17 protein-coding genes, 5 tRNA genes and 1 riboswitch are annotated in these 16876 nt (G+C 45.3%); of the genes, 5 read left to right on the top strand and 17 right to left on the bottom strand.

All coding sequences use genetic code 11. The features are described from left to right. Position 1 precedes the first annotated feature (1 nt). The 8 genes from priB to orn form a co-directional block, all read right to left on the bottom strand. The gene (gene priB / locus JJQ94_RS07290) at positions 2 to 331 is read right to left on the bottom strand and encodes a primosomal replication protein N (RefSeq protein WP_010368809.1); all 330 of its coding nucleotides are present in this window, start codon (positions 329 to 331) and stop codon (positions 2 to 4) included. Positions 332 to 369: 38 nt separating this feature from the next. Continuing rightward, a complete protein-coding gene (rpsF, locus tag JJQ94_RS07285) occupies positions 370 to 711 on the bottom strand; it encodes a 30S ribosomal protein S6 (protein ID WP_010368810.1) in 342 nt (113 codons plus the stop codon). A 204-nt stretch (positions 712 to 915) separates the two neighbouring features. Next, positions 916 to 991 (bottom strand) — tRNA-Gly (locus JJQ94_RS07280). Positions 992 to 1199: 208 nt separating this feature from the next. Then, positions 1200 to 1275 (bottom strand) — tRNA-Gly (locus tag JJQ94_RS07275). 117 nt (positions 1276 to 1392) lie between these two features. After that, positions 1393 to 1468, bottom strand: a tRNA-Gly gene (locus JJQ94_RS07270). 191 nt (positions 1469 to 1659) lie between these two features. Further along, positions 1660 to 1735 (bottom strand) — tRNA-Gly (locus JJQ94_RS07265). Positions 1736 to 1929: 194 nt separating this feature from the next. Continuing rightward, positions 1930 to 2005 (bottom strand) — tRNA-Gly (locus JJQ94_RS07260). 321 nt (positions 2006 to 2326) lie between these two features. After that, positions 2327 to 2872: an oligoribonuclease gene (gene orn / locus JJQ94_RS07255; RefSeq protein WP_010607090.1), complete on the bottom strand. Its 546-nt coding sequence runs from the start codon at positions 2870 to 2872 to the stop codon at positions 2327 to 2329. 161 nt (positions 2873 to 3033) lie between these two features. Here orn and rsgA point away from each other — a divergent pair, with 161 nt between their 5' ends. After that, entirely contained in the window at positions 3034 to 4086 is a 1053-nt protein-coding gene (gene rsgA, locus JJQ94_RS07250) for a small ribosomal subunit biogenesis GTPase RsgA (protein ID WP_099028966.1), read from the top strand. Between the two features lie 99 nt (positions 4087 to 4185). After that, the gene (gene asd / locus JJQ94_RS07245; RefSeq protein WP_045965938.1) at positions 4186 to 5052 is read left to right on the top strand and encodes an archaetidylserine decarboxylase; all 867 of its coding nucleotides are present in this window, start codon (positions 4186 to 4188) and stop codon (positions 5050 to 5052) included. 21 nt (positions 5053 to 5073) lie between these two features. Here the strand turns inward: asd and JJQ94_RS07240 are convergent, their stop codons facing one another. The 8 genes from JJQ94_RS07240 to JJQ94_RS07205 all read right to left on the bottom strand — a co-directional run bounded on the left by JJQ94_RS07240 (position 5074) and on the right by JJQ94_RS07205 (position 12673). Further along, positions 5074 to 5823, bottom strand: coding sequence for a HesA/MoeB/ThiF family protein (locus JJQ94_RS07240; RefSeq protein WP_099028965.1), 750 nt, complete (start codon positions 5821 to 5823; stop codon positions 5074 to 5076). Further along, on the bottom strand, positions 5816 to 7339 hold the full coding sequence (thiE, locus tag JJQ94_RS07235) for a thiamine phosphate synthase (protein ID WP_099028964.1): 1524 nt from the start codon (positions 7337 to 7339) through the stop codon (positions 5816 to 5818). Before thiE ends, JJQ94_RS07240 begins: the two co-directional genes overlap by 8 nt. A 34-nt stretch (positions 7340 to 7373) precedes the next feature. Next, positions 7374 to 8171, bottom strand: coding sequence for a thiazole synthase (locus JJQ94_RS07230; RefSeq protein ID WP_099028963.1), 798 nt, complete (start codon positions 8169 to 8171; stop codon positions 7374 to 7376). A 2-nt stretch (positions 8172 to 8173) separates the two neighbouring features. Continuing rightward, positions 8174 to 8371, bottom strand: coding sequence for a sulfur carrier protein ThiS (gene thiS / locus JJQ94_RS07225; RefSeq protein ID WP_010368823.1), 198 nt, complete (start codon positions 8369 to 8371; stop codon positions 8174 to 8176). Beyond that, positions 8368 to 9381: an FAD-dependent oxidoreductase gene (locus JJQ94_RS07220; RefSeq protein ID WP_099028962.1), complete on the bottom strand. Its 1014-nt coding sequence runs from the start codon at positions 9379 to 9381 to the stop codon at positions 8368 to 8370. Before JJQ94_RS07220 ends, thiS begins: the two co-directional genes overlap by 4 nt. 58 nt (positions 9382 to 9439) lie before the next feature. Beyond that, positions 9440 to 11392: a phosphomethylpyrimidine synthase ThiC gene (thiC, locus tag JJQ94_RS07215; RefSeq protein ID WP_010607083.1), complete on the bottom strand. Its 1953-nt coding sequence runs from the start codon at positions 11390 to 11392 to the stop codon at positions 9440 to 9442. A 118-nt stretch (positions 11393 to 11510) separates the two neighbouring features. Beyond that, positions 11511 to 11640, bottom strand: a riboswitch (TPP riboswitch). A 68-nt stretch (positions 11641 to 11708) separates the two neighbouring features. Next, positions 11709 to 12128 (bottom strand): META domain-containing protein, encoded by a 420-nt coding sequence (locus JJQ94_RS07210; RefSeq protein ID WP_010368829.1) that lies wholly within the window; start codon positions 12126 to 12128, stop codon positions 11709 to 11711. Positions 12129 to 12283: 155 nt separating this feature from the next. Continuing rightward, positions 12284 to 12673 carry an acyl-CoA thioesterase gene (locus JJQ94_RS07205; RefSeq protein WP_099028961.1) on the bottom strand — a complete coding sequence of 130 codons (390 nt, stop codon included), beginning with the start codon at positions 12671 to 12673 and terminating at the stop codon, positions 12284 to 12286. Positions 12674 to 12784: 111 nt separating this feature from the next. On the opposite strand from JJQ94_RS07205, the gene JJQ94_RS07200 reads away from it, so the two are divergent. Continuing rightward, on the top strand, positions 12785 to 14863 hold the full coding sequence (locus tag JJQ94_RS07200; RefSeq protein WP_099028960.1) for a TonB-dependent receptor: 2079 nt from the start codon (positions 12785 to 12787) through the stop codon (positions 14861 to 14863). A 125-nt stretch (positions 14864 to 14988) separates the two neighbouring features. On the opposite strand, the gene JJQ94_RS07195 is transcribed toward JJQ94_RS07200, so the two are convergent. After that, the gene (locus tag JJQ94_RS07195) at positions 14989 to 15222 is read right to left on the bottom strand and encodes a hypothetical protein (RefSeq protein ID WP_010607079.1); all 234 of its coding nucleotides are present in this window, start codon (positions 15220 to 15222) and stop codon (positions 14989 to 14991) included. Between the two features lie 346 nt (positions 15223 to 15568). Between JJQ94_RS07195 and JJQ94_RS07190 the strand changes: the two genes are divergently transcribed. Beyond that, a complete protein-coding gene (locus JJQ94_RS07190) occupies positions 15569 to 15919 on the top strand; it encodes a helix-turn-helix domain-containing protein (protein ID WP_099028959.1) in 351 nt (116 codons plus the stop codon). Positions 15920 to 16076: 157 nt separating this feature from the next. Beyond that, on the top strand, positions 16077 to 16865 hold the full coding sequence (locus JJQ94_RS07185; protein ID WP_099028958.1) for a hypothetical protein: 789 nt from the start codon (positions 16077 to 16079) through the stop codon (positions 16863 to 16865). The last annotated feature ends 11 nt before the right edge of the window (positions 16866 to 16876 follow it).

Genomic DNA, 16876 nt, shown 5'->3' with positions numbered 1-16876 from the left:
CTCAATTAATTCTTTCAATATGTTGTGCGTGCAATACCAGCTGACTCAAGCCATTTCGGCTCTCGTGGCGATTTATAAAACCGCGAACTTGTAATGCTTGCCCAACGTATAAATGCTCAGTTTGGTTTCGGAACTGTTCTCCACTGGCAACCACTTGAATACGCACGTAGGCATTTCGAGTAAGGTCAGCCTCTAATTGCATTGATTTGTGCTCAAGTACAAATATGCAATGTGGGATCCCAGCTGGGCTTTGACTAAATTTAGGTGTTTTACAAATCACGCCCGAAAGCAGATATTGATTGGTATACAGGTCAACCTGATTACTCACCATTACCTCGAAAGGTTAGTCAAATCCGAAATCAACAACGATTAAGCAGAAGCTGCTTCTTTTTTCTCTTCTTTTGCAAGAGGAGACGCTTCAGTTACCGCGTTTTTAGTACGCATAACTAGGTTACGAAGCACTGCATCGTTGTAGCGGAAAGAAGTTTCAAGCTCGTTGATTACTTCAGTTGGTGCTTCAACGTTCAATAGAACATAGTGTGCTTTGTGAAGCTTTTCGATTGGGTAAGCCAGTTGACGACGACCCCAGTCTTCTAGACGGTGAATAGTACCGCCAGCTTCAGTGATAGCACCAGTATAACGCTCGATCATACCAGGTACTTGCTCACTTTGGTCTGGGTGAACCATGAATACGATTTCGTAATGACGCATGGATATTCCTTACGGTTAGTATAGCCTTGTCCCGTTTCGGCCAGTCGGGGTAAGGCAAGGAACGATAATAGTAAGGCCGAAAGAGCGAGTATTTTACGCGTAGCATTAAAATTAAGCAATCAGTTTGTTATGAAAAATTGGTGGAATAAGACTATATCTGCAAGTTTTTTTAGAGAGATTGAAAAATAAGAATATTTAGGGGGGTGGAGCGGCACACGAGGTTCGAACTCGTGACCTCGACCTTGGCAAGGTCGCGCTCTACCAGCTGAGCTAGTGCCGCATTCCGATATAGCTCTTATTTTTCCGCTGGGCGCAACCTTGAGGTCGCGTCTAACGTTTTAGCAGCTGAGCTAGTGCCGCATTCCGATATAGCTCTTATTTCTCCGCTGGGCGCAACCTTGAGGTCGCGTCTAACGTTTTAGCAGCTGAGCTAGTGCCGCATCACATCATATTCTTTATTTTTTCAGTCGAATATGAACTGAGAATTTTGGAGCGGCACACGAGGTTCGAACTCGTGACCTCGACCTTGGCAAGGTCGCGCTCTACCAGCTGAGCTAGTGCCGCATTCCGATGTAGCTCTTAATTTTCCGCTGGGCGCAACCTTGAGGTCGCGTCTAACGTTTTAGCAGCTGAGCTAGTGCCACATCACATTTTTTAGTTTATACACCTAAAACAAGTGTTTGGAGCGGCACACGAGGTTCGAACTCGTGACCTCGACCTTGGCAAGGTCGCGCTCTACCAGCTGAGCTAGTGCCGCATCACATATTTAGCTCTGGATTTGTCGGTAACTACGCTAGGTCGCGTCTTTACCTGTAGCAGCTGAGCTAGTGCCGCATCACATATTTAGCTCTGGATTTATCGGTAACTACGCTAGGTCGCGTCTTTACCTGTAGCAGCTGAGCTAGTGCCGCATTACATTTTTTAGTTTATACACCTAAAGTAAGTGTTTGGAGCGGCACACGAGGTTCGAACTCGTGACCTCGACCTTGGCAAGGTCGCGCTCTACCAGCTGAGCTAGTGCCGCATTCCATAGTTAGCTCATTATATTGTCGGTAATTACGCAAGGTCGCGTTGATTACCTACTGCAGCTGAGCTAGTGCCGCATTCCATAGTTAGCTCGTTATGTTGTCGGTAACTACGCAAGGTCGCGTCTTTACCTGTAGCAGCTGAGCTAGTGCCGCATCACATTTTTTAGTTTATACACCTAAAACAAGTGTTTGGAGCGGCACACGAGGTTCGAACTCGTGACCTCGACCTTGGCAAGGTCGCGCTCTACCAGCTGAGCTAGTGCCGCATCACATATTTAGCTCTGGATTTGTCGGTAACTACGCTAGGTCGCGTCCTTACCTGTAGCAGCTGAGCTAGTGCCGCATTTCTATATAGCTCTTATTTTTCCGCTGGGCGCAACCTTGAGGTCGCGTCTAACGTTTTAGCAGCTGAGCTAGTGCCGCATCACATATTTAGCTCTGGATTTGTCGGTAACTACGCTAGGTCGCGTCCTTACCTGTAGCAGCTGAGCTTATACTGCTTTATTAATGCTCAAGAAACCTCGCAAGGCTTGTCATCTCAAGCGGGGCAGGATTCTACAAGATAAAATTTGCTTTGCAAGTGTTTTTTAAACTTTGAAGAATTTTTCTTGGTAAACTTTCAGCTCCATGATGGAGTCTTTGATATCATCCAGTGCTAAATGAGAGCTTTTTTTCTTTATTTCACCCAATAGCTCAGGCTTCCAACGTCTCGCAAGTTCTTTTATCGTACTGACATCCAAATTGCGATAGTGGAAATAAGCTTCTAGCTCTGGCATGTATTTGTTGAGGAATCTACGGTCTTGACCAATAGAGTTACCACACATTGGAGAAGCACCTGGCGGCACCCACTCTTTAAGGAAATCTAGTGTTTGCTTAACTGCATCTGCTTCCGTGAACTTACTCGCTTTACAGCGAGCAGTCAGACCTGAGCGACCATGTTGATTGGTGCACCACTCATCCATATTGTCCAACAGCTCATCACTTTGATGAATTGCCACTACTGGACCTTCAGCTAAAACATTGAGATCACCATCTGTGATCACCGTCGCGATTTCTAAGATTTTATCTGTTTTCGGTTCTAGCCCCGTCATCTCTAGATCGAGCCAGATCAAGTTTGATTCATGAAAAGTCATACTTTACCTTAGCGGTACTTTCCTTTAGATCCAATGCAATTAGATATATCATATTAGTTTAAACACTCGACCTAAAGCTTTTTTTACCATGCGCGGCGTTTTATTGATTTATAGCCTAAATTTGAACGCTCTGCACGCCAAAGCTTAAATAGATTATAAACATGGCAAAGAAAAAGAAACTCAGTAAGGGCCAATCCCGTCGGATTAAAGCCAATCATCAGAAGCGAATCGATAAAGCGAAAGAGACAGAAGTATCTGATGTTTCATGGCAAAACGACAACTTAGGGCCAACAGAAGCCGCAGTGGTGATCAGCCGCTTCGGCCAACATGCGGATATAGAAACCACAGACCAAGAGGTTTTGCGTTGCAATATCCGTCGTACCGTAACAAGCTTAGTTTGCGGTGATGAAGTCATTTTTCGTCGTGCCAAGGTCAGTGATGGTGACTTAGCCGGCGTAATTGAGGCTGTGCATGAAAGGCGCACACAACTCACTCGTCCAGATTTTTATGACGGTGTGAAAGTTGTCGCTGCGAATATTGACCAAATATTGATGGTGTCGGCCGTTGTGCCTGAATTTACCCCTCAAATCATCGATCGCTACTTAGTCGCTTGTGAGGATATGGGCATAGAGCCAATTTTATTACTTAATAAAATTGATTTGCTTGACCAAGAAAGCCTCGAATATATTGATGAAGTCTTAGATATATATCGTGAACTTGGCTATCGCGTACTCTTAGTCAGTACAAAGTCAGGCGAAGGCATTAACGAGTTAAAACACATGCTTGAGGACAAAAATAACATTTTTGTTGGACAATCAGGGGTTGGCAAATCAACGTTGGTCAATACGGTACTGCCCAATGCAGATATTCTCACCAAAGAAGTCTCCGAAAATAGCGGCTTAGGGCAACATACAACCACAGTATCGCGCTTACACCACTTGCCGTCCGGTGGAAACCTGATCGACAGCCCAGGGATCCGTGAGTTCGGCCTATGGCACTTAGACGTGGAACGCGTCACTTGGTGCTTTAAAGAATTTAGAGAGTTTATTGGCGGCTGCCGCTTTAGAGACTGTAAACACCTAAACGATCCGGGATGTTTACTTCGTGAAGCCGTAGATAACGGTAAAATCAGCGAATTACGTTTTGAAAGTTACCATCGTATTTTAGAATCTATGGCTGATGGCCGCGCAGGTGCGCGCGCGCCGAGAGTCTGATAATATTTGCTAAATTGGCTCAATGACTTGAGCCCGATAGCCACTTCGCAATACAAAAAAATCGAAAGTGACAAGACTAATAATTAGGAACTGTTAAAAGTGAATTTGGATAAACTAAAAATTGCCATGCAATATGCATTACCTAAACATGCGGTTTCTCGTTTGGTTGGTAAGCTTGCCGCAGCAGAAGCTGGCGCCTTAACCACAAAGCTAATTAAGCTGTTTATCAAACAATATAAAATCGACATGAGCGAGGCATTGCACGAAGATCCAGCTCACTATAAAACCTTTAACGAGTTTTTTACCCGTCCACTGAAGCCGGGGATCCGTCCTTTGGCAGAAGATAGCGATATCCTTGCCCACCCAGTTGATGGTGCAATCAGCCAACTTGGTGATGTCGTCGATGGTCAGATTATCCAAGCTAAGGGTCACAACTACAGCTTACAGACGCTGCTAGGCGGTAAAGAAGAAGACGTTGCGCCTTATGTTGGTGGTAAGTTTGCAACGATTTATCTAGCACCGAAGGATTATCACCGTATCCACATGCCGGTTGATGGCACCCTTCGTAAAATGATTTATGTACCGGGTGACTTATTCTCAGTAAATCCACTTACCGCGCAAAATGTGCCTAATTTATTTGCTCGTAACGAGCGAGTTGTTGCTATTTTTGACACTGAAATTGGCCCGCTTTCTATGGTATTGGTTGGTGCAACTATCGTCGCTAGCATTGAGACGATTTGGGCCGGTACAGTAACACCACCAGCCGGAAGAGATGTCTTTACTTGGACATATCCAGCAGAAGGTGACAACGCGATAACGCTGAAAAAAGGCGAAGAGATGGGTCGCTTTAAGCTTGGTTCTACCGTGATCTTAGCGTGGGGGGCAAATAAGGCTGAGTTCTTAGATGGCCAAAACCCAGAGACCGTCACACGCATGGGTACGCCATTTGCAAAAATAGCAGAGTAAATTACTGTTAGTGGCTTGAAACTACTTCAAGCCACAACATTCACACTCGGGGTTTTTACTGAGCCCATACTGCTTTTGCTGCAAACTCATACCATCTAGCGTACAAAATACACTTCCTTGATGATGTCCAAGTAGCACATTTATGGTCAATAAAGCTTGCTGCGCACCGATCACCCCCAGTAATGGGCTAATGACGCCAAAGTTGTCACAATTCTCCACTGGTGTTTGCAAACCCTCAGGGAAAACGCAAGCATAACAAGGCGATTCAGCGCTAAAATCAAAGCACATGAGTTGGCCTTGCGTGGCAATCGCGGCTCCTGCTATCAACACCTTACTCGCTTGATAACAATACCTATTGAGCAAATAACGGGTAGTAAAGTTATCGCTGCAATCCAAGACAATATCTGCATCACAGAGTAACTCGGCGATGTTCTTATCAGTCAATCTCGCATTAATTGGTACTAGTGTGATCTCGTTATTGAGACTTGCCAGCACCTTTCCTGCTGCTTTGGCCTTTTGCTGGCCTAAGTGATTCACTTTATACAAAATTTGCCGCTGTAGGTTAGACAACTCAACTTCATCGTGATCAATAAATGTAAGCTTACCAATGCCACTCGCCGCTAAGTAAAACAACGCGGGACTTCCCAGCCCACCGCAGCCAACCACAGCGACATGCGCCTGTTTCAATGCGAGTTGGCCTTGCTCACCGACCTCTTTTAACAGCAAATGACGACTATACCTTAGCCGCTCCTTGTCATTGAGCTCAGTCATGTCGCGCCATAGCTTGCTTTAATTCAAGTACAGCCTGCTGTGGGTCTTGGGCTTCAGTGATAGCTCTTACAACCGCAATACTAGATACGCCAGTTGCAGCCACTTCTGGCACGCGACTAAGATCAATGCCACCAATAGCGACGGTTGGATAGACAGACTCCATCAAAGGAACAAAGTGTGTCAGCTTTTCCAGCCCTTGGATTTGTCCGGTCATGTCTTTAGTCGTGGTTGGGTAGATAGCACCAAAAGCCAAATAACTTGGGCGATAGTTATGTGCCCGGAGCATTTCATAAAAACCATGGGTCGAAATACCTAAGCGCAGCCCTGCCTCTTGGATGGCAACAAGATTAGCTTTATCGATATCCTCTTGGCCTAAATGAATTCCATAGGCGCCGTGCTTAATCGCTAACTGCCAGTAGTCGTTAATAAACACCTTCGCATCGTATTTTTGTCCAAGTGCAATGGCAGTTTGTATTTCCGCCTCGAGATTAGCTTGCTCTGGATCTTTAATTCTCAGCTGCACCGTATCAACCCCAATAGCGAGGCATTTTTCCACCCAGTCTGCACTGTCTACCACGGCATAAAGGCCAATAGGGTCGTCAATGCTGGCAAAGCCTGCGGCAAAATTAAATTCCTCAGGTAATGCAAACTCTAGCTCATCAGCAAGCCAAGAGCCCGCTTCTATCACTTGCGGGTAATCATTGAGATCAACAGGGAAACTCGTATGTGCAACAGGGCCCACACCTTCACCATAACGTATCGCCGCTTTTAGCCCTGCATTGATGTATGCTTTAGCGAGAATAAAAGCATCTTTAAATGGGTACTCCTTGGCCATACATGCCGCGATCACTGACGATAAACTACACCCAGTACCGTGGCTATGCGGTGTTTGAATTTTCTCATTGCCAAGCCAATACTCGGTATCTCCCGCTAAGCCATAATCAATGCAGTAGCCTTTTGGGTAATCCCAATGACCGCCTTTAATTATCACCGACTTTGCACCGAATTCACGCAATTTGGCAGCAGCCTCTTTTACAGCATCAGGACCTATCAAATACACGCCTGTCAGCAGCTGAGTTTCGTGTGTATTGGGTGTAATGATATCCACCAGCGGTAATAAATGGGTTTTTAACGCATCCACCGTGTCTTCTTCGGTTAATGAATCCCCGCTCGTCGCGATGGCAACGGGGTCATAAACCACTAGCGGCGGTTTTGCCCATGTTGCTTTGTAATGCAAGAGGTGCTCAGCAATCAGTTGGATCTGCTGAACATTGGCGAGCATGCCAATCTTTATCACCGTTGCAGGCATATCTTGCGAAAGCGCCGTTAGCTGAGATTCGATAACTGTTGTCGAAACCGGGTTTAACGCTTCCACCCCTAAACTATTTTGCGCCGTCAACGCAGTTACTACGGTACAACAATGAACATTAAAGCTCTGCGTTGCTTTGATATCCGCTTGAATACCAGCGCCACCGCCAGAATCAGAACCCGCAATACTCCAAACGATATGTGACAAAGAGAACTCCTTATATAATTATCCGCAATTCAAGTTAGTTTGCGTGCCAAAAAGGCATGCCTAAGGTTGGCGTAGAAGGTGATGCCACCTCTTTTTGTGGCATTGCTTTTGCCAAATAAGACAGACGCCCTGCAACCGTGCTGGCTTCAAACGCTTTTGCCATGGTGATAGGACAACCCGCCCCTGCCACTGCCGAATTCAATAGTACGGCATCATAACCCAGCTCTAGAGCTTGGCAAGCATGAGACGGCAAGCCGAGTCCCGCATCGACAATCAAGGTTTGATGGGGCAAACGTGTGCGGATGGTTTGCAGGTTATATGGATTTAACAGCCCTTTTCCCGTACCAATTGGTGCGCCCCAAGGCATTAAAACTTCACAACCAAGTGCATCTAAACGCTGACACAGCACCAAATCATCAGTGCAATAGGGCAATACCTTAAAACCGTCTTTTAGCAAGATTTCGGTGGCTTCGAGCAATGCAATGGGATCTGGCTGTAAGTTATATTCATCACCAATGAGTTCAAGTTTAATCCAATCCGTGGCAAACACTTCCCGGCACATTTGCGCCAAGGTCACCGCTTCTTTTACGCCATGACAGCCAGCCGTGTTTGGTAAGACTCGCAGTCCCATCTCTTTGATAAGCGACCAAAAGTCGTCACCCGCTTGCTTAGTTTGCTGGCGTCTCAGCGACACAGTAACAATTTCAGCACCCGAGGTGGCGATAGCTGCCTGCATTACTTCTGGAGAGGGATAAAGTGCTGAGCCAATTAACATGCGGCTAGTAAATTGTTCACCATAAATAGTGAGCTTAGTATCAGTCAAAGACTGCATGTTTATCCCCCTTGAATTGGCGATAAAAGCTCAATCTTATCACCGTCGCTCAATGTCACGCTTGGCAGCTCCGTGCGGGAAACAAAAGTACCATTAAGCGCGACGGCAAAAGGCGGTTTGGCACCTCTGGCTTCAATAAATTCCTGAATATTTTGCTCGCGGTTGATATTAATCGTTTCGCCATTAAATTCGACTTTCATAATAACTCCTTAGATAGTGCTTGTTTCACGATAAGCGGTGCCAGCAGATAGCCGTGTCTATATAAGCCATTGATACTGATCACATTACCTTGTTGTTCAATTTTGGGGTGATTATCTTTAAACGCAGGTCTAAGTCCTGCTAATAAAGACAATACTCGCGCTTCGGCAAACCCACGATGAACTGAATAAGCAGCAGAGAGTAATTCGAGTGTAGAACGTACCGTTATCTCACCATTATCTTGCGACTCAATTTCCGTCGCACCAATAACAAACTGATGGTCTGGTTTTGGCGCAATGTAAATGGGATATCTTGGGTGCATCAAGCGCACAGGTCGAGTCAAGGTCACTTCCGGGGCATAAATTCTCGCCACTTCGCCGCGCACGCCACGAAGCCCGTTACACGTGGCTTTCGCACCAAGACCGCGACAATCAATCACCCAGTCATACGCTTGACTAAGCTGCACCTTTTGCGCTTCATCACAATGAACACCGTAGTTAATCTCTACACCTTGCTTAGTCAATGCTGCCGAACTACTTTGATAAAACGCCTGATTATCAAGCTGGCCTTCGCAAGGTAAATACAAGCCTTGATGGAACACACCGCCAAGCTCTGGTTCCAATTGCGCGATCCGAGTACCATTCACCACTTCCGCGCTATGATCTTTTAACGGTTTTAAACGCTGCTGAAAACTCACTAAATCACCACGGTCTTGACCATGTGCCACAATAAGCGAGCCTTGCTGCTGGAAAAATACCGGGCTTTCCAGTTTCGCCAGTAATTGTGGCCAGAGTTTCATGGACTCCAGCCCCTGCCGCGCCAATGCTTCATCGCATACCACAGACTCAGCCAACGGCGCTAACATGGCCGCCGCCACACTACCTGCTGAGGTCTCAGTACCTTGCTTTGCCTGTTCAAATACGCTGACTTGATAACGCTCAGCGAGCATCAACGCGGCGATGCGCCCTGTTAAGCCAAAACCCAAGATAGCAACACGTGCTTGAGTAGACATAGCTACACTCCTAAAATTAGCCACCCGACGGGGATCAAGGTGGCTATGATGGGATAGGTTATATCGCTTTGTGGTAAAGCTCAGAGCCTGATTGCTTAAACTCTTCTGACTTTGCTTTCATCTCGGCTTCAACATCCACCATTTTAATGCTGATCTCTTCGCCCACATTATTAGGATCAATGCCTCGCGCTTCTAACGCTTTTGCATAGTCACGCACATCTTGGGTGATCTTCATCGAGCAGAATTTAGGACCACACATAGAACAGAAGTGAGCGACTTTGCCCGACTCTTGTGGCAAGGTCTCATCGTGATATTCACGAGCACGTTCTGGATCTAGACCGAGATTAAACTGATCGTGCCAGCGGAACTCAAAGCGTGCTTTAGACAGCGCATTGTCACGAACTTGAGCGCCCGGATGGCCCTTCGCCAGATCCGCTGCATGCGCCGCGATCTTGTAGGTGATCAAACCTTCTTTTACATCTTCTTTATTCGGTAAGCCTAAGTGTTCTTTTGGTGTCACATAGCACAGCATCGCACAGCCATACCAAGCAATTTGCGCCGCACCGATCCCAGAAGTGAAGTGATCATAACCCGGAGCAATATCGGTTGTGAGTGGGCCAAGCGTGTAAAACGGTGCTTCATCACAGTGTTTAAGCTGCTCTTCCATATTCTCTTTGATCATATGCATAGGCACATGTCCTGGGCCCTCAATAAAGACCTGAACATCGTGTTTCCACGCAAGCTTAGTTAACTCACCAAGGGTACGCAGTTCGCTAAATTGTGCTTCGTCATTGGCATCGGCAATAGAACCCGGACGCAAACCATCACCCAATGAAAAACAAACATCATACTGTTTTAAGATTTCACAGATGTCTTCAAAGTGCGTGTAGAGGAAGTTTTCTTTGTGATGCGCTAGACACCACTTCGCCATAATTGAACCACCGCGAGACACAATACCCGTCACGCGTTTTGCCGTCATCGGCACGTAACGCAGTAGTACCCCCGCATGGATGGTAAAGTAATCCACGCCTTGCTCTGCTTGTTCAATCAAGGTATCGCGGAAGATCTCCCACGTTAGATCTTCGGCAACGCCATTCACTTTTTCTAGTGCCTGATAGATTGGTACCGTACCGATTGGCACTGGAGAGTTACGTACCACCCACTCGCGGGTTTCATGAATGTAACGCCCTGTCGACAGATCCATTACGGTATCTGCACCCCAACGGGTCGACCATACCATTTTTTCTACTTCTTCTTCGATAGAGGAGGTCACTGATGAATTACCGATATTGGCGTTAACTTTGACTAAGAAGTTACGTCCGATGATCATCGGCTCGGTTTCAGGGTGATTAATATTGTTTGGTAGTACAGCACGGCCACGGGCGATTTCATCACGCACAAATTCAGGCGTAATAAACTCAGGAATACTCGCACCAAACGATTGGCCTTTGTGTTGCTGCGCAAGCAATTCTTCACGCAACTTAGCGCGCCCCATATTTTCACGGATCGCCACATATTCCATTTCAGGCGTTACTATGCCTTGACGGGCGTAGTGCATTTGCGTGACATTTTTACCCGCCTTGGCACGACGGATTTTAGGTAAATGTTCAAAGCGAATATGATCAAGCCCTTCATCCGCCATACGCTGCTGAGAAAACTGTGATGTCACCGACTCTAGCATTTCGGTATCATCGCGCTCGACTATCCACTGCTCTCTAAATTTAGGAAGACCAGCACGAACGTCAACCGGCACTTCAGGATCTGTGTATGGACCTGAAGTATCATAAACACGAATGGGATCGTTTGATTCAAATACCGGATTTTCTTCGGTGCCACCTACAAACGAATCACTTAGCGTGATTTCACGCATACCAACGCGTACGCCTGCTTGTTCGCCCTCCACATAAACTTTATGTGAGTTTGGAAAAGGTTGGCCTTTAAGGTTATGGATAAATTCTGCCGCGGCTGCTCTCGCTTCACGACGACTTAGCTTGCTACTATTGTTTGACATGACGTCCCTCTTATTTTCATACAAAGGTGTCTTGTCAGATCTCCAAAAGGAGAGAGACGAGGATAGTCCTCGGGTAAGGTGGATAGCAATAAACCACTATTGCTACAGACAAACGCAGCGCGTTTGCTGTCTTGTTCCCTACGCAGGCATTAACCTGATCAGGTCCACGGATCCCGCAAAATGCGATCTCAGCCCGACTATCTGCAACAAATTTGCTGCAAAAACTCAAGGCACTCCGACAAGTAACGAATTAGCGCCAGTCTACTTGCTAACACGAAAGCTCGCAAGCACTGACACTAGAATTCTTATTTTCAGCTTATTGTTTAATAAAACTAAACTGAGGTTTTCCTTTCAAGGTCAACTTATTAGCATTTACTTCAAGCAAGACACCAATTTGTAATTGGTTAATAAGCTGCGATTCAACCTGAGCAATTTCTTCACCACAGTACTTACGCGTCATGCCTAAGTTTTTAACTTTTAACTGCCCTTCGACAATTTCGCCTTCGCCAAAAAAGCGATTACAACCCGCAAAACCATTGACTTGCAGTGCATCGATAAAACGAATATCAATAGGCTTTTCACCAAGTCCAGCGTCTGATTGTAATTGCGTAATATTTTGGCCATTAATACTCTGTAACTGCCAAGCGGAATACTTAAGCGCTTCCGTGTCTACCTTCCCTGTCGATATACATCCACTAAGCGCCATTATTGCGCCGATTATGCTGATGAATTTCATGGTAAACCATCTATTTTATGCCCTGAGTTTATTATAACGTTTCAAGACACAAAAATAGCAGTAAAATTCTGTAAAAATCACTCAATTGAGTATTTTACCGTCGCCATGTTTACATATCGTAGTATTTAGGGCCTGACTTGAAAGATAAACAGGCCCTAATCAAATAAGTGTGTAATAGCGTCTGGTAAAAACGGTCTACCGCGCTCATTCACCGAAGTTCCAGTGACTACCGCATCAAGCATGAGTTTATTGTCATGCGCTCTTATCACTTTTTGCTTAAATGCGAACTTTACTCTGCTTTCACGCTCAAGTGCGACTTCAACATAAAACTCATCACCTGGGCGTAACGAGTCTTTGTAATTCATTTCGCTACGAATAACGACTAAGTTCACTTTTTGTTCTGCAAGCGCTGCAAAATCAACGTTATTCGCCAATAAAAACTCATGCCTTGCATGCTCTAAATAATTAAAATACACGCTGTTATTAACTATTCCCTGTAAGTCACACTCATAGTCTCGGACTTTAAAATCAACTTTAAAACTCATATCTGGCCTATTTGTTTAACATTTGCGGGCTAACATATAACACAATTTCACTGTCAACTGGTCTGGCTTTTGTTAAACTGTGCCCAATTAAAAATGGGACAAAGATTAAGCATGAAGTTAAAACTCTCTACGATCACCTTGGCACTGCTGCCATTTTTCTCTCATCAGGTACTTGCCGACGATAACCTAGAAACCATTGTCGTCACTGGCGATTTTCAGAATGAAACTATCCAGACATTAAGTGCAAGCGCTTCGGTGGTTGACGAACTCACTATCGCTAAACGTGGTGCGCAATATTTAGATGAGATACTAGGTGCCACCGCTAACGTTAACTTTACGGCAGGTGCGTCTCGTGGTCGCTTTATGCAAATCCGTGGTATCGGCTTACGTTCACAGTTTGTTGATCCTATTTATCCCAGCGTTGGCTTATTAATTGACGGTATTAATTATTCAGGATTAGGCGCAAGTGCGCTGCTTTTTGATACTGAGTCAGTGGTGGTGTATCGCGGCCCTCAAGGCACTAAATTCGGTTCAGATGCTTTAGCTGGAATCGTTGAAGTAAATACCCAAGCTGCCACCACAGCGCCATCATTAAAAGTGAAGTTAGGCGCAGGTAATTATGGTAGCTACGAAGCAGGCCTTGCTGCAGGCACAGGATTAAGCGACGACACCGCAGTGCGCGTCAGCCTTTATCAGCGAGAGTCTGACGGTTACGTAGATAACCTCTACCTAAACAAACCCACTCAGCAACAAGACGAACAAGTAGCAAGAGTGAAACTTAACTCTCAAGTGAGCGATAATCTCGCACTAGAGTTTGCTTATCACCATATTGATACTGAAAACGGGTACGACGGTTTCACCCTGGATAATTCACGTAACAGTGTTGCTGATACCCCAGGCCAAGACAACCTCAGCTCCGATGCGTTTTCACTACGCGGAATTTATACTCGCTCAGACTTATTCAATGTGGAATTTAAAGTATCTGGGCTAGATGCTGATACTTTATATAGCTACGACGAAGATTGGGTATGTAATGACGCAGCTCAGCCAGCGCTATGCGCAGCAGGATTACACCCTGAAGGATATAGCTCAACCGATGCCTACGAGCGTAACCATGAAAATGGCGACATAGAGTTTTTAATCAAAGATAAACAAAATGACTGGGTGGTAGGTGTTTTCGCAAAGCGTAACGATGTTGATTTGACCCGTCACTACACTTGGCTTGAGAACCCATTTACGTCAGCATACACCGTAGAAAGTAAGGCGATTTTTGGTCAATACGTGCATCACCTTTCAGACAAAACTCGCCTAATCGGTGGTCTTCGCGCGGAGCAATATGACGCTGACTATTTAGATAGTAACGGCTTTAGTATCGAAACCGATGATGTAATGTGGGGCGGAAAAGTCGCACTTGAATATCAAGTTGTACCGCGCACGATGATCTACACCAGCCTTACTCGCGGTTACAAAGTCGGCGGTGTAAACGGCGAAGCACTGGCAAAAGCCAAAGATGAAGGTTTAAATATTCCGGCCGAACACCATTACTTTGACCCTGAGTATGTTTGGAACGCTGAGTTTGGTGTAAAAGGTGAGTCTGAAGACAAGCGTCACCTTGTACGGGTTACCGCGTTTTATATGCAACGCGATGATATCCAGTTAAAGCAATGGCAAGTTTCTAACCAGCAATTTGCAGGCTACATCGACAACGCTAGTAAAGGCAGTAACTACGGCCTAGAAGTTGAAGGCAACCTACAGTACACGGACCGCCTTGGTTTTAGCTATAGCGCAGGCTATTTAGAGACCGAGATTGAAGACTTTGTGGCTGCCAGTGGCCTCAACCTTGATGGTCGCGACCAAGCACAAGCGCCCAATTATCAATACTCGTTTGCCGTCAATTACGAGTTAATGGATAACCTAGTGGTTGAATTAGGTGTGGAAGGCAAAGACAACTATTACCTCTCGGACAGTCACAACGAGCAAGCGCGCAATCATAACCTGATCAACGCCAGCCTTAGTTACTATGGCGACAACTGGTCATTAACGGCTTGGGGTAGAAACCTAGCAGACGAAGACATTGTAGTACGTGGCTTTAGGTTTGGTAATAATCCACTAGACGGCTGGCAAGACAATACCTATGTACAGTACGGCGAGCCGCGCGTTTATGGTCTAAGTTTTAGTTACGAACTGTAGTACGACCCGTTTATCGCCTACACATAAGGCGATAAACACGCACAAAAAGAAAAAAGGGGGAACGTAAAATTAGAGTAAAACGTTCCCCCTCACCGCAAAAACTCAAAAAGCAATTACCCTTTTAGTTACTCCATGCTTGGGGCACTGGAATACACCAACTCAACCAGATTATTCATCGTTTTTGACTTCTGCATGTAAGCCTTTTCCATATGGGCAAGCTCTTGCAGTTCAAACAAGGTTGTTTCCACCAGTGCTAACCATTTGGTTGTGGTGTCTGGCACCTCGTCACCCTGCCTTGCCGCTTTCTTGAGGGCATCGTAATAAATCGTTAAGTCATGATATTGGCGTAGATAATCCATATTGCTCTCCAACATGTCACTTTATTTCACACTAAAGTAACAAAAGCTTCGTGCAAAAATCTGCGCGAAGAAAATTTTTTTGAATTTATTTGTAAATTAATTAAAAACGCCAGCACCATCATAGCAACACCTCTGTTGAATACCGAGTTACTGACCTCAGGCTTCGCCTAAAAAATCGAGCGAAGATTAATTAAATGCAACAAAATGTTCATTTTTAGACTGAATACACTTGAAAAAGAAATTTTCTGCGATAGACTCGCGTTTACGGTTTAGATACAAAAATGCAACTTGGTTAAGCGAACAATAGAGACAAACAAATAGCATACACCCGGCTACATGGGGATTGATGCTGTTTGTGACGCGAGTGCGACAGGCAAAAAGGATTGAGTTGGTGGGGAAATTTGATAAGCGCTTTACAGGAGACGACCTGCGCCGCATGCGCAAAGTCGCCGGCAAAACCACGCAAGAAATGGCTAACTTGGTCGGCGTGGAGCGTGGCACTTACGAAAACTATGAAAAAGGCGTAAGCAAATTTCCCTACGAATATTTTGAAATATGGTGCGACGCCTGCGGCATCAACCTCAACCCACTTAGAGAACAAATCCTTGCCTTAAGAGACAAAATTGACGACGCCAAATTATGGCGTAAGTCGCCAACACCGCGAAATAGCAAATCAAGCAATGAGGATAACGGCTAATGAAAGACGCGCACTTTCATTGCCCCTCACCACAATGGCAAACAATAAAGTTACGAATAAGGTCTATTTGCAACACGATGTTTTCAACTTTATTGTTAAGGAGTAAAGTGGAGTGGAAACTAAACACCGCAAAACTTAACTTAGAAAGGACGTCATTATGCGCTTTTTTATAAAAAATATAGCTAACCGACTCGTAACTTTAACAGCACTTTCCCAAAAACAAGCTAACACGGTATATGGTGGATCGCTTGGGCCAAAAGTAAAAGACCCAAGAGCCGAAAGTGACTCAGCAGCGCCAAGTAAACAATCATCACTTAGTGCTGATTCAGTTAATCAGGTGATTGGTGGCACTACAGGAGGACAAGCTGATGACCCTAAAGTACAAAACGATTCCATAACACCAAATAAAAAATCATCACTTAGTGCTGACTCAGTTAATCAGGTGATTGGTGGTACTACAGGAGGACAAGCTGATGACCCTAGAGTACAAAACGATTCCATAACACCAAATAAAAAATCATCACTTAGTGCTGACTCAGTTAATCAGGTGATTGGTGGAAGTGGTGGCAATAAAGTCGCAGAGCCAAAGGTAAAATGCGAACCAATAGCACAGTCATCAGATTACAAGTTTCAACTGGAGAAAAACTCAACTACCCGAGTGGTAGGTGGAAGCAGTGGCACCAAAGGTGATGATCCAAGACTTACTACAGCATCTTCAGAACCATACACTTCTCGCCCAAAGCTAATCCAACATAGCGATAGTAGAAAAGTTTTTGGTGGTTCCGGTGGAGCTAAAGCTGATGATCCTAGGGTGCTATTTGCAGATGCAAAAGCTAGTACCTTCAACTTTACAGTCTTAGGTATTGATGAAATTAGAAAAACCATCGGCGGAACCGGTGGCGCAAAAATAGATGACCCGAAGTTGGAACCATCCGAAAAACCATAGGCCAAATTTAC

Source organism: Pseudoalteromonas sp. GCY (assembly GCF_016695175.1).
Lineage (GTDB): Bacteria > Pseudomonadota > Gammaproteobacteria > Enterobacterales > Alteromonadaceae > Pseudoalteromonas.
The sequence above is the reverse complement of the archived record's forward strand: the minus strand, read 5'-3'. Positions and strand labels throughout refer to the sequence as shown.

Bases quoted from the DNA above. Each gene is read 5' to 3' on its own strand.
- JJQ94_RS07200 (WP_099028960.1), top strand. From the start codon at position 12,785: ATGAAGTTAAAACTCTCTACGATCACCTTGGCACTGCTGCCATTTTTC.
- JJQ94_RS07230 (WP_099028963.1), bottom strand. From the start codon at position 8,171: ATGCAGTCTTTGACTGATACTAAGCTCACTATTTATGGTGAACAATTT.
- JJQ94_RS07220 (WP_099028962.1), bottom strand. From the start codon at position 9,381: ATGTCTACTCAAGCACGTGTTGCTATCTTGGGTTTTGGCTTAACAGGG.
- thiC (WP_010607083.1), bottom strand. From the start codon at position 11,392: ATGTCAAACAATAGTAGCAAGCTAAGTCGTCGTGAAGCGAGAGCAGCC.
- rpsF (WP_010368810.1), bottom strand. From the start codon at position 711: ATGCGTCATTACGAAATCGTATTCATGGTTCACCCAGACCAAAGTGAG.
- rsgA (WP_099028966.1), top strand. From the start codon at position 3,034: ATGGCAAAGAAAAAGAAACTCAGTAAGGGCCAATCCCGTCGGATTAAA.
- JJQ94_RS07240 (WP_099028965.1), bottom strand. From the start codon at position 5,823: ATGACTGAGCTCAATGACAAGGAGCGGCTAAGGTATAGTCGTCATTTG.
- JJQ94_RS07210 (WP_010368829.1), bottom strand. From the start codon at position 12,128: ATGAAATTCATCAGCATAATCGGCGCAATAATGGCGCTTAGTGGATGT.
- priB (WP_010368809.1), bottom strand. From the start codon at position 331: ATGGTGAGTAATCAGGTTGACCTGTATACCAATCAATATCTGCTTTCG.
- JJQ94_RS07185 (WP_099028958.1), top strand. From the start codon at position 16,077: ATGCGCTTTTTTATAAAAAATATAGCTAACCGACTCGTAACTTTAACA.
- orn (WP_010607090.1), bottom strand. From the start codon at position 2,872: ATGACTTTTCATGAATCAAACTTGATCTGGCTCGATCTAGAGATGACG.
- JJQ94_RS07205 (WP_099028961.1), bottom strand. From the start codon at position 12,673: ATGAGTTTTAAAGTTGATTTTAAAGTCCGAGACTATGAGTGTGACTTA.
- JJQ94_RS07195 (WP_010607079.1), bottom strand. From the start codon at position 15,222: ATGGATTATCTACGCCAATATCATGACTTAACGATTTATTACGATGCC.
- JJQ94_RS07190 (WP_099028959.1), top strand. From the start codon at position 15,569: ATGCTGTTTGTGACGCGAGTGCGACAGGCAAAAAGGATTGAGTTGGTG.
- thiS (WP_010368823.1), bottom strand. From the start codon at position 8,371: ATGAAAGTCGAATTTAATGGCGAAACGATTAATATCAACCGCGAGCAA.